Source organism: Vibrio sp. E150_011, from assembly GCF_053544015.1.
Genome location: NZ_JBHFOL010000003.1, coordinates 212075 through 230063, shown reverse-complemented (window position 1 = coordinate 230063; position 17989 = coordinate 212075). Strand labels below are relative to the sequence as shown.

At 45.6% G+C, this 17989-nt stretch carries 16 protein-coding genes; 7 read left to right on the top strand and 9 right to left on the bottom strand.

Features of this window, described 5'->3' with window-relative positions; translation table 11 throughout:
- Positions 1–60 precede the first annotated feature (60 nt).
- From ACE1OE_RS07175 to ACE1OE_RS07165, 3 genes are read left to right on the top strand one after another with little or no spacing between them, the layout of a single operon-like run.
- A complete protein-coding gene (locus ACE1OE_RS07175; protein WP_449210576.1) occupies positions 61–1638 on the top strand; it encodes an ABC transporter ATP-binding protein in 1578 nt (525 codons plus the stop codon).
- Positions 1635–2759, top strand: a complete 1125-nt coding sequence (locus ACE1OE_RS07170) for an ABC transporter permease (RefSeq protein ID WP_102468400.1) — start codon at positions 1635–1637, stop codon at positions 2757–2759. Before ACE1OE_RS07175 ends, ACE1OE_RS07170 begins: the two co-directional genes overlap by 4 nt.
- A gap of 2 nt (positions 2760–2761) precedes the next feature.
- A complete protein-coding gene (locus ACE1OE_RS07165; protein ID WP_449210575.1) occupies positions 2762–3727 on the top strand; it encodes an ABC transporter permease in 966 nt (321 codons plus the stop codon).
- Positions 3728–3889: 162 nt separating this feature from the next.
- Here the strand turns inward: ACE1OE_RS07165 and prfC are convergent, their stop codons facing one another.
- Positions 3890–5476 (bottom strand): peptide chain release factor 3, encoded by a 1587-nt coding sequence (gene prfC / locus ACE1OE_RS07160; protein ID WP_102468398.1) that lies wholly within the window; start codon positions 5474–5476, stop codon positions 3890–3892.
- Positions 5477–5710: 234 nt separating this feature from the next.
- Positions 5711–6835: a BamA/TamA family outer membrane protein gene (locus ACE1OE_RS07155; RefSeq protein WP_449210574.1), complete on the bottom strand. Its 1125-nt coding sequence runs from the start codon at positions 6833–6835 to the stop codon at positions 5711–5713.
- 459 nt (positions 6836–7294) lie between these two features.
- On the opposite strand from ACE1OE_RS07155, the gene ACE1OE_RS07150 reads away from it, so the two are divergent.
- Positions 7295–8908 (top strand): transmembrane adenylate cyclase, encoded by a 1614-nt coding sequence (locus tag ACE1OE_RS07150; protein ID WP_449210573.1) that lies wholly within the window; start codon positions 7295–7297, stop codon positions 8906–8908.
- Between the two features lie 72 nt (positions 8909–8980).
- On the opposite strand, the gene ACE1OE_RS07145 is transcribed toward ACE1OE_RS07150, so the two are convergent.
- The 7 genes from ACE1OE_RS07145 to ubiT all read right to left on the bottom strand — a co-directional run bounded on the left by ACE1OE_RS07145 (position 8981) and on the right by ubiT (position 13542).
- Positions 8981–9370: a hypothetical protein gene (locus ACE1OE_RS07145; protein ID WP_102468395.1), complete on the bottom strand. Its 390-nt coding sequence runs from the start codon at positions 9368–9370 to the stop codon at positions 8981–8983.
- A 15-nt stretch (positions 9371–9385) separates the two neighbouring features.
- Complete coding sequence (locus ACE1OE_RS07140; protein ID WP_102468394.1) at positions 9386–10153, bottom strand: SDR family NAD(P)-dependent oxidoreductase; 768 nt, start codon at positions 10151–10153, stop codon at positions 9386–9388.
- A 254-nt stretch (positions 10154–10407) separates the two neighbouring features.
- Positions 10408–11205, bottom strand: a complete 798-nt coding sequence (locus ACE1OE_RS07135; protein ID WP_449210572.1) for a hypothetical protein — start codon at positions 11203–11205, stop codon at positions 10408–10410.
- Between the two features lie 207 nt (positions 11206–11412).
- Positions 11413–11871 carry a ribosomal protein S18-alanine N-acetyltransferase gene (rimI, locus tag ACE1OE_RS07130; RefSeq protein WP_449210571.1) on the bottom strand — a complete coding sequence of 153 codons (459 nt, stop codon included), beginning with the start codon at positions 11869–11871 and terminating at the stop codon, positions 11413–11415.
- Entirely contained in the window at positions 11864–12298 is a 435-nt protein-coding gene (locus tag ACE1OE_RS07125; protein ID WP_449210570.1) for a DNA polymerase III subunit psi, read from the bottom strand. The genes rimI and ACE1OE_RS07125 overlap by 8 nt, the downstream gene beginning before the upstream one ends.
- 217 nt (positions 12299–12515) lie before the next feature.
- Complete coding sequence (locus tag ACE1OE_RS07120) at positions 12516–13031, bottom strand: GNAT family N-acetyltransferase (RefSeq protein ID WP_102468390.1); 516 nt, start codon at positions 13029–13031, stop codon at positions 12516–12518.
- Entirely contained in the window at positions 13015–13542 is a 528-nt protein-coding gene (gene ubiT / locus ACE1OE_RS07115; protein ID WP_449210569.1) for a ubiquinone anaerobic biosynthesis accessory factor UbiT, read from the bottom strand. The genes ACE1OE_RS07120 and ubiT overlap by 17 nt, the downstream gene beginning before the upstream one ends.
- 179 nt (positions 13543–13721) lie before the next feature.
- Between ubiT and ACE1OE_RS07110 the strand changes: the two genes are divergently transcribed.
- The 3 genes from ACE1OE_RS07110 (at position 13722) to ACE1OE_RS07100 (ending at position 17980) form a co-directional block, all read left to right on the top strand.
- Positions 13722–15761: an EAL domain-containing protein gene (locus ACE1OE_RS07110; RefSeq protein ID WP_449210568.1), complete on the top strand. Its 2040-nt coding sequence runs from the start codon at positions 13722–13724 to the stop codon at positions 15759–15761.
- Positions 15762–16079: 318 nt separating this feature from the next.
- Positions 16080–17093 (top strand): ubiquinone anaerobic biosynthesis protein UbiU, encoded by a 1014-nt coding sequence (gene ubiU / locus ACE1OE_RS07105; RefSeq protein ID WP_102468387.1) that lies wholly within the window; start codon positions 16080–16082, stop codon positions 17091–17093.
- Between the two features lie 14 nt (positions 17094–17107).
- A complete protein-coding gene (locus ACE1OE_RS07100; RefSeq protein ID WP_449210567.1) occupies positions 17108–17980 on the top strand; it encodes a U32 family peptidase in 873 nt (290 codons plus the stop codon).
- The last annotated feature ends 9 nt before the right edge of the window (positions 17981–17989 follow it).

Here is a 17989-nt window from a genome sequence, read left to right as displayed (position 1 = left end):
ACAGTGAGTCAATAGTCGGCACAACCATCCGCCGCGCTAGAAAATATAAGGCAGTATCTCGTGACACAAGGACAATCGATTGCCATCGAACTCAAGGACATCAATAAACGCTTTGGCGCAGTACATGCCAATCGTGATATCGATCTTCGTGTTCCCAAGGGCACTATTCACGGCATCATTGGTGAAAATGGCGCTGGCAAGTCCACGTTAATGAGCATCATCTACGGCTTCTACCATGCCGACGAGGGTGCAATGTGGGTAAATGGTAAGGCATATAAACCAAGCAACTCCCAAGAAGCTATCCAATCGGGTATTGGCATGGTGCACCAACACTTTATGTTGGTAGAAACCTTTTCGGTACTAGAAAACATTGTACTCGGTGCAGAAGACGGCTGGAAACTAGAAGAGAGCTTAGGCAAGGCACGCAAAAAGCTAAAAGCGCTCGCCAAAGACTATGGCCTAGAGGTTCCGCTTGATGCCACCGTAGGAAGCCTACCGGTGGGCCTTCAGCAGCGAGTAGAGATCCTAAAGGCACTCTATCGTGGCGCCAAGATCTTGATACTCGATGAACCGACAGGGGTACTCACCCCACAAGAAGCGGATCATTTGTTTCGCATTCTCGATAAATTAAGAGCGCAAGGCACGACCATAATGATCATCACCCATAAACTGCGTGAGGTTCTTGCTATTACCGATAATATCTCTGTCATGCGTCAAGGCACTATGGTAGAGCACGTCGTGACGTCTGAAACAAACAAAGAACAATTGGCTGAGTTCATGGTAGGCCGAAAGGTCAGACTCTCAATCGATAAAGCGGCTTCCTCACCGAAAAAACAACTGATCACGGTCAAAAACCTACAGTACTTTGACGACGCTGGTGTCGAACGTGTCAAAAGCGTCAGCTTCGGTGTAAAGCAAGGCGAAGTAGTTGGTATCGCGGGTGTCTCTGGTAATGGTCAATCAGAAATACTCGGATTGTTGGCAGGGATCTTACAACCACACTCTGGTTCAATGCACATCAATAACCGTACCCTCGATAAACTCAATCCGCTCAATCCACAGCAAGTGCGTGCCATTGGCGTCGGTCATATTCCCGAAGATCGTCACAAACAAGGGCTCATTAACAAGTTTGATGCACAAGAGGCCTACATCCTCGGTTACCATCATCTTCCGCAATACAACAACGGATTGCTGCAAGATAAGAAAGCCATCAAACAAAGCTGCCAAGCCAGCATGGACAAATGGGATGTGCGTCCTAACGACACCACGTTAAAAACCGCCAACTTTTCTGGTGGTAACCAGCAAAAATTAGTCATTGCTCGCGAGATGGAACAAAATCCCGACATCTTACTCGTTGGTCAGCCCACTCGTGGCGTCGATATCGGCGCAATAGAATATATCCATCAACAGATCATCGCTGCTCGAGATGAAGACAAAGCGGTATTGCTCGTTTCCGTTGAACTGGATGAGATCCTGACGCTTTCCGATCGGATCCTGGTTGTATTTGATGGCGCAATTGTAGGTGAAATCTCGGTTGATGAGGCCGATGAGAAAACGCTCGGTTTGATGATGGCCAACATTATGCCGGACCATCTAAAGACTAAAAAAGAGCAATCAACACAGGGAGAAGTGGCATGAGCCAAGCAAAAGTACCCGCTTGGGTAACCATGGCACTACTGCCCGCCATTAATGTGCTGGTCGCATTCTTGGTATCAGCACTGCTGTTTATGTATATCGATATTAGTCCAGTTGACGCAGCAAAAGTCATGTGGACTGGTGCATTTGGTTATGCCGAAGGGTTCGGTTATACCATGTATTACGCAACGGGATTTATCTTTACCGGTCTTGCGGTTTCTATCGCCTTTCATGCCGGTCTATTTAACATCGGTGGCGAAGGGCAAGCGTACATTGGTGGATTAGGTGTTGGCCTTGTCTGCCTCACTCTTGGCGAATATGCGCCTTGGTACATTACCTTCCCCGTCGCGATTTTAGCGGGTGGGCTGTTTGGGGCGGCTTGGGCTTTTATTCCTGCTTACCTGCAAGCCAAGCGCGGCTCGCACATTGTCATCACCACTATTATGTTCAACTTCATTGCTGCGTCATTCATGGCGTACCTATTAGTTGAGGTCCTCAAACCCGACAACACCATGGCGACTGAAAGTCGTGTGTTTGCTGTCAGTAGCTGGCTGCCAAAAATGCATGAGGTCTTCGCGGTATTTGGTATCCATATCGCGCCGAGCCCAATGAATCTAAGCTTTGTGTTTGCACTCCTTTGCTGCGTATTTGTATGGCTGTTCATGTGGCACTCTCGTTGGGGCTATGAGATTCGCGCTGTCGGAGCTAACCCATCAGCAGCAGGTTACGCCGGCATCAACTACAGCAAGACCATCATTATCACGATGTTGATCTCAGGTATGCTTGCCGGTTTCTTTGGCTTGAATGTATTGCAGGGCGAGTTACATCAAATAAAACTTAATTTTGTAGAAGGCTTTGGTTTTACGGGTATTGCAGTCGCACTAATGGGACGAAATCACCCTGTCGGTGTTTTGCTTGCCAGCTTACTGTTTGGCTTTCTCTATCAAGGCGGTGCAGAACTAAGCTTCGAGTATGGCGTGGACAGAAATATCGTTGTGGTATTACAAGGGTTGGTCATCTTGTTCTCTGGCGCATTAGAACATATGTTCCGACCATCACTAGAGAAAACCTACTTAAGGCTATTTACTAAGCCCAATGTCGACGCAGAGAAGGGAGTCGCGTAATTATGTTTGAAACGATTATTCTCATGCTCGATGCAACCTTAAGGGTAGCAACCCCCTTAATATTGGCGTCGCTCGCTGGCATGTTTTGTGAACGAGCTGGCATCGTCAATATTGCACTAGAAGGTAAGTTATTGGCGTCAGCCTTTGCAGGCGCAGCAACGGCACATGTCACGGGCTCTGCATGGCTTGGCTTATTTGCTGGTGTTGGCATCTCAGTATTGCTCGCGTTACTGCATGGCTTTGCCTCCATCACACACCGTGGTGATCAGGTGGTCAGTGGTATGGCGATCAACATTCTTGCCGCAGGTTTAACGGTTACGCTTGGGCGTCACTGGTTTAGTCAAGGTGGTCAAACGCCATCATTATCAGGCGACGCGCGTTTTGCGCCAATCACACTTCCCGGCGCAGACGCACTCGCGGACGTACCGGTTATTGGTTTGGTTTACTCAGAGCTAATCAGCGGTCACTCTGTATTAGTCTATTTGACTATCATAACGGTACCGGCTGCCTGGTATTTGCTATTTAGGACCCGATTTGGTCTTAGACTTCGCGCAGTCGGTGAATCCCCTTCTGCAGTGGACACCGCTGGTATTTCCGTGGTGCGTATGCGTTATGCGGCAGTGGCTATTTGCGGGGTATTAGTGGGGATTGGTGGTGTCTACTTATCTGTTGCTCAAACGGCTCAATTTATTCCTAACATGAGTGCTGGTAAGGGCTACATGGCTCTCGCTGCGCTGATTTTTGGTAAGTGGCGACCGTTTACGGCTATGGGTGCTTGTCTATTATTTGGTTTCCTTGATGCATTGGCAATTCGCATGCAGGGCGTCAAAATTGGTGATTTCCCTATTCCAGTTCAAGCGATTGAAGCCGTTCCGTATATCCTGACCGTCTTCCTACTCGCCGGCTTTATTGGCAAAGCCATCGCCCCCAAGGCAATTGGTGTCCCGTACTCAAAAGAGCGCGAGTAGCAATATAAGTCGTTGTGTTCATTGCGTGAAAAATGAGTTAATCATTTTCGCTCAATGAACCAATCTAACGGGTTATTGCACGATTAAAATTTACGCATAAAAAAGCGCTCTGGTGAGCGCTTTTTCTCTATACAAGCCGTGGTAACTAAAAAGCTATCCTAATTAGTGTTCACGTGTAGCTCGGAATTTCACTTCAGGGAAGCGCTCTTGTGCTAGGTTTAGATTCACCATCGTTGGGGCAACGTAGCTCAAGTTATCACCGCCATCAAGCGCCAAGTTTTGTTGGCTCTTACGCTTGAACTCTTCAAGTATCTTAACATCATCACACTCAACCCAACGTGCCGTTGCTACGTTAACACTCTCATAGATCGCCTCAACGTTGTACTCCGCTTTTAAGCGCGCCACAACCACATCAAACTGAAGCACACCTACCGCGCCAACGATAAGGTCATTGTTTTGGAGTGGACGGAACACCTGTACAGCCCCCTCTTCAGAAAGCTGTACTAAACCTTTAAGCAACTGCTTTTGCTTAAGAGGATCACGTAAGCGGATGCGTCGGAATAACTCCGGTGCAAAGTTTGGAATACCAGAGAACTTCAGGCTTTCACCTTGAGTAAAAGTATCACCAATCTGAATCGTACCGTGGTTATGCAGACCAATAATATCGCCAGCAAATGCTTTTTCAGCTCGAGAACGATCACCAGCCATAAACGTCACCGCATCCGAAATACTGACATTTTTACCAGTACGAACATGGTTCATCTTCATACCTTGGTTGTAAGTACCCGATACAATACGCATAAAGGCAATACGGTCACGGTGTTTTGGATCCATGTTGGCTTGGATTTTAAACACAAATCCTGAGAACTTTTCTTCTGTCGCTTCAACATCACGCTCGATCGCTTGACGCGTTTGAGGGCCTGGCGCCCACTTCGTCAGGCCATCTAGCATGTGGTCAACACCGAAGTTGCCCAATGCCGTACCAAAATAAACAGGTGTTAATTCACCAGCAAGGAATAAATCGAGATCAAACTCAGGACACGCGCCAATAACTAGTTCAAGCTCTTCACGCACGCTTTCCGCTAAGTCTTCGCCGACTGCTACATCAAGTTCAGGGTTGTCTAAACCTTTAATGATTCGAACGTCTTGGATTTCATGACCATGACCAGATTCGTATAAGATCGTTTCATCACGGTGGATGTGGTAAACGCCTTTAAATTCTTTACCGCAACCAATTGGCCATGAGATTGGCGCACAAGCCATACCAAGCTCGCTTTCTACTTCATCTAGCACTTCCATTGGGTCACGAACATCACGGTCAAGTTTGTTCATAAACGTCACGATAGGGGTGTCACGTAGGCGCGTCACTTCCATCAATTTACGAGTACGATCTTCGACACCTTTTGCCGCATCGATAACCATCAGACATGAGTCAACAGCAGTCAGTGTACGGTAAGTATCTTCCGAGAAATCTTCGTGTCCAGGAGTATCTAAAAGGTTAACAAGACAATCGTTATATGGAAATTGCATCACCGATGTCGTGACCGAGATACCACGTTCTTTCTCCATCTCCATCCAGTCAGATTTTGCATGCTGGTTAGAGCCACGGCCCTTTACGGTACCCGCTTTTTGGATTGCATTTCCGAACAAAAGTACTTTTTCGGTAATCGTGGTTTTACCCGCATCCGGGTGAGAAATGATTGCAAACGTTCTACGTTTAGACACTTCTTGCTGAAATTGATTTGACATGTATCTCGATCTTCTTGAGTTGTAGAACAGCTAATTGCAGGCACGGTAAACTGTGCGAGGCTATTCGAAGGCGTCGATAAAATAATGGGCGCTATTTTCACCGATCCTGTTGGTTTTCTCAATGAATACTTTTTTAAAGTCAACAATCCCTGGTGTTATCGGCTCAACGCTCAGTCAAATATCGTGATTCGGAGTTATTACTTACCTGCCATCACTTACAATTACTCACCTCTTCTATAGCGACCAAGCATGGCCGACAGTGATGTAGTACGCCCACTCCTCCGGCCCCTTGGCGACATCAACTCCAGCTCGCATGTTGAGCTGACGAGCCACTAAATATCGAAATCCACCACCGACCATGGTTCGATACGTCGCATCGGAAAAATTTTGGCCTTCGTCAAACGCTTTACCCGTGCCAGTAAAACCGATCAATGACCAACGTGGCGTAATATCATAGCGAGCTTCTAGCTCAACCAATGCCATGTCATCACCTTGGTAACGCATAGCAGGGATACCGCGCATGTTAATAAAAGGTCTTGCGTAGTATGGCGCATCATCGGTGACGGTCTGATAATCACCACGAAGGCCAACCACGACATCAGGGATAACGGGCGTAAAATAATTCAGTTGAAGTCGTGTCTTACGATAATCCAAATCACCGCCAAAAGATTGATTGTGAAACTCAGTACCCAACTTAGCTTTCAAGCCATCATTCGGTGTAAAGATGCTATCGCGGCTATCGTAGGTTACTTTGAGTTCAACATTTGCATCATTCATATCAAAATCGATAGGGGGAAGGTTGACGATATCGTTACCAAGATCAAAGGTCGTTTTTGAAGAAAGTATTGCGTACTTAGCACCAATAAACCAATCTGAACCTGCAATTCGATAATCGATATCCTGCATGAAATACAGACCATCAATATTAAAATCGAGTGGATAATCTCGAACATAATATTTAAGATTAAACGAACCATAAAACAGCCCACCTTGATAGCGCCAGGTATCTTCTTTCCATGAACCGAAATGGAACGCACCGGTGAGCCAAGTACCGTTTTCCGTCGCAGCGGCGGCCACCGCGGTCACGCTAGGTGGCAGACCAGCGATCTCATCTGGATGTTCTTTGCGCTGTCGCTCTCGCGCTTCCGATTCATGAAAGAACATCAGTGCCGCCCCGCCACCTGCACCGACAGCAGGATCGGTGATGATAATAGGAACAGGCATAAAGCCGACAGCATTGTCTAACACCCACGAACTAGCATCAAACATACCATCTGTCGGATCGATAAACTGGTCAAAAGCCATTGAGGGAGCGCAAATCAATCCTGCGCAGATAAAGCTCGCTGATGATATTCTCAAAAACACCTCCTTGTGTGCATTCAATGTTGAGACAATTGACTCTAAATAGTATCCGCACTCGTCATTTTGCTCTATTTTCTCAACGACTTATTGTTATCCAAACCACCATCTTTGACAATCATTAGAGAGATATGACATCGCACGCATACCTACTATTCAACATAAAGAACAGCAAAGCCCACTCATTAGCTATTATCGTAGACCATCGACAATCTTCCTTAACATGCATGTTGCAAATAAACGTACATGACCCATCCTTTTTACAAATGCTATTATTAAGGTCTCCACGTTTTCCCAATGTGAGCGATTAATCGAAGCACCTAGTCATTTTTTAGGCACCTATCGATTTATTAGTTACATTCGGCCTCTGTTTACGCATCAAAACAGTGAACTCATGGCTATTTTTGGATGTCTTATAATGGCAAAATAGGCGGATCAATAGAGAAGAGAGTCGATACTGTGTCAGAACAAGCTCCATTAGATATTCGAATTGAAGAAAATCAAACCCGAGTGAAAGATCAGTTAAATCGCATTCTTTCCAGTAAGGCGTTTGATCAAAGCCCAAAAATGAAAGAGCTACTGACTTTTGTCGTGGAGCAGACCTTGGCGGGTAAAGGCGATCGTTTGAAACAGTTTACGATTGCAACAGAGGTCTTTGACCGTGATGCAGAATTCGATCATCAAGCCGACCCTATTGTAAGGATCCAAGCAGGAAGAGTCCGACGAACGCTTGAGACTTATTACCTAACGGAAGGGGTGAACGATCCACTTTTCTTAGCGATACCAAAAGGTCGCTATAGCCCTGTTTTTACCCCACAAACGCCGCAAGCCGTCCGACAAACAGCAACCTTGGCACAGATAGCTCGAGACAACCAACAAGATCTAAGCCCAACGATTACCGTTCTGCCTTTTCTATCTTTGTCTGATGATCCTGAAAAACGATTTTTTGCTGAGGGCTTCGGTGAAGAACTTGCAACTGAACTCGCTCGCTTTGATATGCTAAAAGTCGTGTCTATGCATGCGTTAGGCGAAAATAGCCTCGACCCTAGGACCTCTTCTGATATCAAAGGCCTTGGCAAAGAACTCGATGTTTCCTTCATTACCTCTGGCACCATGCAAGCTTTAGGCAACAAGATTCGAATCTATGCGAAACTTTATCGAACGGATAGTGGCGAGCAAGTCTGGGCGGAAAAATACACCTGCGATCTAACGACCGATGACTTATTTTCGGTTCAAGATGAGATTATTGCGGAAGTTGTTGCTGAGCTGGCTTCAAGTTTCGGCATCATTCATCGTGAAATTTACCAAAGCTGTAATCAGAAAAAGATTGAACACCTATCCACATATGAAGCGACATTGCGTTACCGACATTATTTAATGACGCTTTCAGAGGAAACCCACCAGCTCGCGACTCAAGCCTTGCTAAGCGCCGTCGAGCGTGAGCCTTACGTAGCATTGTTACATGCCATGCTTGCGGTCTTGTATTTCGATGCAGAGATGCTGGGAATGGGAAACAGTGACAATGCGGTTGAAACTGGACTCAGCTACGCTAAGCGTGCCGTAGAGCTGGAGCCCAACAACCAAGAGTCACAAATCGCCATGCTCATGGCGCACCAGATAAAAGAAGATATCTCTGGCATTATCGAAACCGTCAACAAGGTTATCGACATTAATCCCAATGCGGCCTATCAGATTGGTTTATGTGGTTGGGCTTTATGTATGGCGGGTGAGTTTGAGCGGGGATTAGCACTAATTACTAATTCAAAAGCGCTCAACCCGTTTAGACCCCCTTGGTTCTCTATCGCAACAATTGTGCATCAAATCATGCTCGATGATTATGATGGCGCGGAAAAATCCGTCAGTAAGCTGTCACTTAGACGTCTATTTTGGGTGCCTATGTTAAAGGCTATTATTCAAGTACAAAAAGGTGAATTCAAACAAGCACAAGCGAGCTATAAAGAAATGCTGCAACTTCGTCCTGACTTTGAAGGTAATGAAGCCCGTTATTTAGGGGCGTTTATTGCGAGCCCTGAGATTAAAAACAAACTGTTGCTGGCACTTGACCGATTATAATCTTTTTGTACTAAACGAATAACGGCAAGCCCCTGCTCGCCGTTATTCGTTGACAATCCCTATCACCAATAATTAATCATAAAGTACGTCATCATAGTATTCCTCTTCAATATACTCTTCTTCTATGATTTCTTCCGCGATGTACTCTTCTTCGATGTACTCTTCAGCAATGTATTCTTCGGCAATAATTTCATCCTCAACGATAACATCGGTCGCAACCTCACAAGCACCTTCATAGTAAGCACCATCAACGGCTCCTCCGACAGCACCCGCACCACCACCAATGATCGCGCCTGCTTTAGCACCATGTGAACCATCGACAATTCCACCAACAACCGCGCCAGTGATTGCGCCATCAACCGCACCGACTACAGCGCCCTCTGCTGTCTGGTCGCAATAATACGCTAGGCTTTGAAAGCTCAGCAGGGATAACACTAACGTTAAGATCATTTTTAATTTCATCACATACTCTTCCTACTATTGAGCAAGCTGGTTATAAGCATCAATACTCATTCCAGCACTAAAACCGCCATCGACACCAATAGCCTGTCCATTAACGAAGCTACTGTCTTGCGAGGCGAGAAAATGTATTACTGCGGCAACTTCTTCTGGTTGGCCAATTCTCCCCAAAGGCACCGCTCTTTGTTCCATTCGTAACTGAGGTTCACCACCTTCAGCGTGGGCACGGGGGGTATCAACGGACGTGGGACAAACCGCATTCACTCTGATCTGTTTATTTCCAAGCTCTAACGCCGCCGTTTTAGTAATACCAAGTACAGCCCACTTCGAGCTCGCAAGAGCGCCAAGGTAAGGAACACCCGACGTCCCCGCCGAAGAGGCCACATTAATAATGCTTGATTTGAATGGCATATAAGGCACCGCGTGTTTAATTGCCAATGCGGTTCCTAACGCATTCACAGCATAATTGGCATCGTATTCGGCTTTTTTAGATTCCATTATCGTACTGTAGCCATTGGTAGAACCGGCGCAATTCACCAATACATCGATGCGCCCAAAGTGTTCGAAGGTAATGGCCATGAGCTCGCTAATAGCAATTTCATCGGTCACATCAACATCTATATACAGGGCATCTAACGACCTATTTTTCGAAGCCACAGCATCGAGACCAGCAATGACTAGACGACCGCCGGCGTTATGCAGCCGCAACGCTGTCGCTTCACCAATACCGGAGGTTCCACCGATGACGACAATAACCTTATCTGTTAAGTGAAATGGCACTGCCATATGTGTTTCCTCATAGTGGTGATAATCGGTGAGAAAAGATGGTAGCGGACTCCGTCGTTAAATCGCAGTTACAAACTGGGATCGATCCAGTAACACAGGCAGTAAAAACCTATTGATTCATGGATAAAAGGGAGAGTGATAACAGAGGTAAATAACCGAATGTAATAACAGAAAGTAATCACAGAGAGTAATAAGGCATCCTTGCCTTAGCATCGCGCATCCACATCATTACAGATAAATAGAATAAATGAGATTTAGAAGAACCAGGTAGCGCCGATACGTACCTCTCGATTACCATCCAGATGCTTCATTCGTGATTCTCCAGCTGCTTTAAAGAAATGTTCAGAATACGTGACGTTCCCCCAAACACTGCCATCTGATGATAATGGCACTCCACCTTCCATCATCATTTCAAGCGACTGCTCATTCTGCCCAAAGGCATTCTTGTAATTCGCATATTGCGGGTTAACCGTAATGTATGAGCCTTTCTCTGTTAGGTAAAAAGAGTTAAACCAGTTTGCCTGCCAGCCATCACCAGATTTACCGTTATCGTAAGCATTTCGCATGATAGCCACGTTGGGATAAGAAACCCAAGACTCAAATGGTGTGATGACCTTGGCCACTGCTCCAACGGCAACGGTATTATTCGCCCCTGTGTCTTTTACCACCCAATTATTGGCATAATCGATATAGTCGAGCGAGAAACCAATTTCAGGTAGTAGTTCAAAACCGGTTGAATGAACCTGGAAGTAACGAGCACGAACACGAGACATACCAAAATCTGGCGATTTACCATTTTTGGTATCTGCATCAACATTGGTTTGGAAATCGCCCTCCAACTGAGCAAGATACCCAATGCTTTCAGTGTAAGAGCCGGCCATGTTTAATTGCAGTCGCGTTAGGCCGTCTTTACCTTTCGCGCCGGAGTCAACTTTCAAGTAAGTTTGTGGACGAGTAACGTCAGCAGGATCATTCACTTGCTCTTCAGTTGCATAAGCATTAATCGCTGCACCACTCAATACAAAAAGTGATAGTGCTGATAATCGGTTCATGGTCAGTTCCCATTGGTATCAATAATTAACGGGAATTATGCCGACGCATACCTCAATTAAAAGTAACTAAGGGTAATGTAACCTATATGACAGTTAGATAGTTTGAGCCAACAAAACTCGCCACAACCGTCAGTTGAGGCAAGAAATTGCAGGATTTCGAATAAAAGGTGATCGGTGGAAGGGCGCGGACTGGAAACGATAAAAGTACTACATACCAAACATAAAATAATAACTCATGATAATGCCATCTTCACGACCGTTATCCGTTGGGTAATAATCCTTGCGGCGATCCACCTCATTAAAACCTTCGGCCAAGTAAAGTCGTATCGCGGATTGATTACTTTCACGCACTTCTAGCCAGGCACTTTCCGCACCCGTTTTCTGACACTGCTCAAGAAAGTGTTCGATTAGCGCTCTACCATAGCCTTGACCTTGCCATTTTGGGGCAATCGCTACGTTCAATAATGATACCTCACCAACGATATTCTGAGCATAAAAGTAGCCAACAAGGTGACCATCAACCAGCATGACTGCATTTTGTGCTCCCCGACCATTCGTCTCCTCAATCATAGACGCCTTCCATGGATGCGAATGGGCTTGGCGTTCTATTTCAAGGATGGCGGTAACGTGATCTGGGCTAAGCGCGAGAAATTCTATATTAGGCATAAGAACGGATTTGATTCCAAAGGGCTCGTCTTTCTGCATCATTACCATCAATATTGGTTAATAGCGGAGAAATGAGTTGGTTAGGTTGAGTAATAAAAGTACGTAACGACAGCAATTGTTGATAACGCTCATCAGCACGGTCATCGCCTGCAAACCATAGCCACTTAGGTATATGAGCACCGTCTAGATGCAATAATTGTTCAGGCGTAATGTGCTGAGAGCATGCAATATCAAGCTTCATCGCTTTGAGAATCTTTTGATAAAACAACGCTGTTTCGTTTTCTGGCTTCACTGGAGAAACAAAAAGCAGCTCGCACTCTTGAGGCAAGGTTAAGGTCTGCTTTGGTTGCACTGACAGCCGTTCGGGATGCGTTAACTCCCAAGTTTGGATGCCCATCAATTGCAGCTTTACGTTATCTCGTGGCATGGTTCACTCATTGGTCTGTCATCTATCGACGCGAAGTTTAACAAAGCTTATGTGAATCACCAACCATCCCTCGCCTAGCCGGCATCAAGCCGTCAGGATCCAACCGAGTTTTAGCACAAGATTACGTGATACCTCGCCCCGTTTTCATAACAGCAACGGTGCCGAGAATAAGACATAGATTTCCTCGTTCAAAGAAATCTATGCTACGGGTATTTTACTATAATTCGTTAAATTCAGAGCTGTAATCAACCAACCCTGTGCCTGCTGTAAATAAGGCTGACAATGGTTGCTCGGTCAGCGAACGGGCTTGAAATGCTCCTTCAGGCACCTCCCACTGACAAGAGAGTCCGAAGTCGGATGCCGATTGAAATCCAAATCGACCATAAAACTTAGGATCCCCTAACACGACACACGCTGGGTAGCCCAGTTCTGGTAGGGTCTCAAATGCCTCTTTCAATAGCGCCGTCGCTACCCCATTCCCTTGGTGGTCAGCATTCACAGCAAGTGGCGCAAGCCCTTGCCAAGCATAATCTTCACCATCCACACACACAGGTGTAAAAAGAACGTGACCAATCACTTCACCTTCATCAGTACAGGCAATCAGAGACAAGGTCAGCTTGCTATTTTCTCTTAAGGACATCACAAGATTTGCTTCAGCATCTGAGTCAAATACCGACTTAAGTAATCGATCAATGACTAAGATATCAGACGGGGCTTCAGTTCGAATAAGCATGGGTAACCTCGTTTTCAGCCGTTGATGATTGCGTGCCTTTATAAACAAAATCGGCAAGGTGATTCAATGCACTTAGCATGGTGTTAGGTAATGCATCGAGATCAACGCTGTCCATCAAGTTTTTAACTTCAAGTCCCAGCTCCGTGTCACCTTCGATACTCAAACGACGTTGAAAAAAGAGAGTATCCGGATCTTCTTTACGACCAGCAATGAGTACTAAATCGTTCAAATTACCACTGAAACTCACGTCATCAGATTGAGGTTGCTCTGCAACCAACAGCTTTTCGTCCACATAAGAAATATACCAACTGAGGTTTAGATCACGAATATGGACTTTTAACCACTTATCTTCAAGAAATTCAAAGTCACCATCTTCAAGTGATTCTTTAAAAACGATTTTTAGTGCTTCAGACAATGCCATGTTCTGAATTTTGGTTGGCAGAAAATGGACTGGAGATCGCAAAATTTGTGCTGCGTTTTTAACTAGTTGACTTCGAATCTTGTCTAACACGCGGTTTTTCCGTTAATTTATACTTCAGATGGCTCATAATACGATATTTGCACAAAAAAAATCCTGTTATGTGTCAAATATTTCTAGCTTTGGACTCCGCCCTTTTCTAACTGATTAATCGCGGTTATAGTGTGGGGGTTACTGATATATAAGCTCTTCAGAGAACTGGTAGTACATTGATGTCATCCAAATCGTTAAAGGAATACTTCGCCAAACTCACATCCAATAGCCCGTTCTTTTTTGCTATTTTGGATGCCGAACACCAATACTGCATGGTCAATGATCGGTATTGTGATGTTGCTGGACTGACCCATAGTGATCTGGTCGGCATGAACGATCAACAAATCCTAGGTGAGCGCTTTTACCACAAACTCAAACCCTATTATGAACGCGCTTTGAACGGAGAATCCATTGAAGCCGAGGTCACATTAGATGAATCCAATGTGGAATCGAGTTTGCATTTTAGTCTCTCTCCGGTAGCGTTAGATGGCACCATTGAAAACGTGGTATTTCACGCCATCGATACCTCTGAAAAACAAATCCTCTCCCGCTCTCTCGAAGAATCAGAAAGCAAATTCCTTAAACTGTCGCGGCTCATCCCGGAAGGTCTGCTGATCGTCGAGGATGATTGTATCTTGTCTGCCAATCCGGCCGCAGCACGTTTATTTGGCTATTCTTCAGCAAGTGATTTATTAAGTGAGTCACTTAGCCGGTTGTTGGTTGATGATAGTAATCGCACACCAAGCCCATTAAACTTCAAATCAACCGTAGATAGTAAAGCGCTGAATTTTATGACCAGTGACGCCTGCGGTTCAAAGCGTCACCTCGCATTGAATATAGACGACGCAAATCTCTTTGGTAATAGCGCGCACCTCATCCTTATTCAAGATATGGATGAGAAACCCAAGCCTGTTGCAAAAGACAGTCATGAAGATGTCAATATTGATGCATTAACCAAACTCTATAACCGGCTTGGTTTTACTCGCTGTCTTGATCATTTCATCGAGAACAAAACGCCATTAGTCATGTTGTATCTCGACCTCGATAACTTTAAAAACATCAATGATTCGCTTGGTCATCACATCGGTGATCGAGTCATACAAGAAGTCTCTACCCGGCTCAAACGCCACTTACCACAGCACACCGTCTTAGCACACCTAGGTGGTGATGAATTTGGCATTATTCTGCCAGAACCAGAAGGCAGTAGCGCCGTTGATATGTTGGCAGAAAAGATCATCAGCCTAATCAACCAACCGTTCGATTTACATCACTTTAGCAAACGACTTGCCTGTTCTATTGGCAGTGTCACTTATCCCAATGACGGTCACGATCCTCGAATCTTGCTACAAAACGCTGACACCGCGATGTATGAAGCCAAAGCTCGTGGACGCAATCGACTGGTCAAGTTCAATGACCAGATGAACAAAGAAGCTCGTATGCGACTCTGGCTTGAGATCGAACTACAAAAAGCATTGGCGCAAAATGGCCTTGAGGTTTGGTATCAACCTAAGGTTAATGCTCGTGATTTCAGTATCAATGGTGCAGAAGCATTGGTGCGCTGGAAGCACCCTGTAGAAGGGTACATTAGCCCAGCCTCTTTTATTCCTGTTGCCGAACAAGCAGGGCTCATCGAAAGCTTAGGTCGAGTCGTCATGCGTGATGTATTCAACACAGTGAAACGATGGAAACAACAAGGCATTTTGCCTGGCCGTGTCGCGATTAACCTATCCCCAGAGCAGTTTGGCAATCCAAAGCTCATTGATTATATGGAACGCTTACTCCGCAGTACAGGCCTAGACCCTAGCTGTATTACTTTTGAGCTTACCGAGAGCGCCGTGATGAGTAACAGTGAGCACACGTTGCAAATGCTCGACGCCATCAAGAAACTTGGCTTTGCGCTGTCCATTGATGATTTTGGTACCGGCTATTCATCCTTATCCTATTTGGCGCACTTCCCAATCGACGAGCTAAAAATCGACCGGGCCTTCATTATGGATATCGATACCCTGCCCAAGCAATTGACCGTGATTGAAAATATCATCAACCTAGGTCGTTCACTCAACCTGTCGGTGGTGGCAGAAGGGGTAGAAACTCGCCATCAAGCAACCTTATTGTCGAACTTAAATTGCCATTCAATCCAGGGGTTCCATTTTCATCGTCCACAGCCCAAACACGAAGTCGAGGTACTGTTTGCGCAAAACCGACGCCATCGTAATTGAGTCGTGACGTATTTGAGACACCGTTGAGACGAATTAACAATCGTAATGACCTAGTGTAATCGCCATGACGATTAAAACATCACCGCGAACCGTCATGCTCTGCCAATAACATCAACACTTAGATGCTCCCAATTAAGTGTTGATGTGTTCCATACCGACTTCGCTGTCAGACTCATCCGCCTTCAATTTCACATCAAAGTGTTTACCTCTTTGGTGTTAATTCCATGTTTATTAATGTAAACCTGCCTCACATCAAATTGGCCATTCATCTTTCTTCATAAAATGCGGGCCTATGTAGGAATAATTGGTATTGAGCTTATGGAACTCTTATGCCCGGCAGGTAATCTCCCTGCGTTAAAAACGGCAATAGATTGCGGCGCAGATGCGGTGTACATTGGATTCAAAGATGACACAAACGCACGTCACTTTGCAGGACTTAATTTTACTGGCAAAAAACTAGAACGTGCGGTGCAATATGTCCATGATCGCAATAAAAAACTCCACATCGCATTAAACACGTTTGCTCACCCTAATGGGTTTGAGCGCTGGACGAACGCCGTCGATCAAGCGGCCGACTTAGGCGTAGATGCTCTGATTGTAGCTGATATTGCCGTTCTCGATTATGCGGCAAACAAATATCCTGATTTGGAACTGCATCTCTCCGTTCAAGCATCTGCGACTAACACCGCGGCCATCGATTTCTATCACCAGAATTTCAATGTCAAACGTGTCGTATTACCACGCGTATTATCGATCCATCAAGTGAAACAGCTGTCACGAAATATCACCTCTGACGTTGAACTCGAGGTCTTTGCTTTTGGTAGCTTATGCATCATGGCGGAAGGACGTTGTTACTTGTCCTCTTACCTGACGGGTGAATCCCCTAATACGGTAGGTGCTTGCTCACCAGCGAAATACGTTCGCTGGCAAGAGACCGAAAACGGCCTGGAATCTCGCTTAAACGATATACTCATAGACCGCTATTCAGCAGGTGAAAATGCCGGATACCCTACCCTGTGCAAGGGCCGCTTTGAAGCTGAGATTGACGGTGAGCGAAAGCGCTACCATGCTTTAGAAGAGCCCACCAGCCTGAATACCCTGTCGATGCTGCCAGAGCTTTTTGCTGCGAATGTGACCTCCGTGAAAATAGAAGGGCGTCAACGCAGCCCGGCTTACGTAGAGCAAGTAACACGAACATGGCGTGAGGCGATAGACTTATATCAGAAAGAACCACAGCAATACCGTGTGAAACAAACATGGGATCAGGCGCTCGCGAACGTTTCTGAAGGGACACAAACTACACTCGGTGCGTACCACCGTAAATGGCAGTAATCAGAGGTTAATTGATGAAGTATGCACTCGGCCCTTTGTTGTATTTTTGGCCTAAACAAGACGTAGAAAGCTTCTACGAGCAAGCAAAATCCAGTTCTGCCGATATCATTTATCTCGGTGAGACCGTGTGTTCGAAACGCAGAGAAATGAAGGCCACACACTGGCTTGATATCGCAAAAGAACTTTCGCAATCCGGTAAGCAAGTCGTGATTTCCACGATGGCACTGCTCGAAGCACCCAGCGAAATTAGCATCATGAAGAAATACATCAACAATGGTGATTTTGCGATTGAGGCCAATGACGTATCTGCCATTCAGCTTGCTCACGAAAATAAGGTACCTTTCATCGTAGGTCCAGCCGTCAATACCTACAATGCGCGAACGCTCCAGCTCTTTGCTAAGCAAGGTATGATTCGTTGGTGCATGCCCGTTGAGCTTTCTCGTGAATGGCTTGTGAATACACTAGAACAAGCGGAACAACTTGGTATTCGCCAGCAATTTGACGTCGAAGTCTTTAGTCACGGTTACATTCCTCTTGCCTATTCCGCTCGCTGCTTTACTGCTCGCGCGGAAAACAAGGCCAAGGACGATTGTGAGACATGCTGTATTAAATATCCGACAGGCCTGCAAGTTGAAAGCCAAGAAGGTCAATCTATCTTCAACCTTAATGGTATTCAAACCCAATCTGGTTATGAGTATAACTTGGTGAATGACCTACAATCGATGCAAGGCTTGGTTGACGTTGTCCGTTTAAGTCCAATAGGATTAGACACCTTCTCCGAGGTGGATCGCTTCAGAGCTAATGAGAATGGGGCGAACCCTGTACGCGACCTTGATCGTCAATGCAACGGTTATTGGCACCAGATCGCAGGATTGAATATCCAATAAAAAAAAGCA

Coding starts and splice junctions, on each gene's coding strand:
- ACE1OE_RS07100 (WP_449210567.1), top strand. CDS start 17,108: ATGAAGTATGCACTCGGCCCTTTGTTGTATTTTTGGCCTAAACAAGAC.
- ACE1OE_RS07135 (WP_449210572.1), bottom strand. CDS start 11,205: ATGAACCGATTATCAGCACTATCACTTTTTGTATTGAGTGGTGCAGCG.
- ACE1OE_RS07165 (WP_449210575.1), top strand. CDS start 2,762: ATGTTTGAAACGATTATTCTCATGCTCGATGCAACCTTAAGGGTAGCA.
- rimI (WP_449210571.1), bottom strand. CDS start 11,871: ATGCCTAATATAGAATTTCTCGCGCTTAGCCCAGATCACGTTACCGCC.
- ACE1OE_RS07170 (WP_102468400.1), top strand. CDS start 1,635: ATGAGCCAAGCAAAAGTACCCGCTTGGGTAACCATGGCACTACTGCCC.
- ACE1OE_RS07110 (WP_449210568.1), top strand. CDS start 13,722: ATGTCATCCAAATCGTTAAAGGAATACTTCGCCAAACTCACATCCAAT.
- ubiU (WP_102468387.1), top strand. CDS start 16,080: ATGGAACTCTTATGCCCGGCAGGTAATCTCCCTGCGTTAAAAACGGCA.
- ACE1OE_RS07120 (WP_102468390.1), bottom strand. CDS start 13,031: ATGCTTATTCGAACTGAAGCCCCGTCTGATATCTTAGTCATTGATCGA.
- ACE1OE_RS07125 (WP_449210570.1), bottom strand. CDS start 12,298: ATGCCACGAGATAACGTAAAGCTGCAATTGATGGGCATCCAAACTTGG.
- ACE1OE_RS07140 (WP_102468394.1), bottom strand. CDS start 10,153: ATGGCAGTGCCATTTCACTTAACAGATAAGGTTATTGTCGTCATCGGT.
- prfC (WP_102468398.1), bottom strand. CDS start 5,476: ATGTCAAATCAATTTCAGCAAGAAGTGTCTAAACGTAGAACGTTTGCA.
- ACE1OE_RS07145 (WP_102468395.1), bottom strand. CDS start 9,370: ATGAAATTAAAAATGATCTTAACGTTAGTGTTATCCCTGCTGAGCTTT.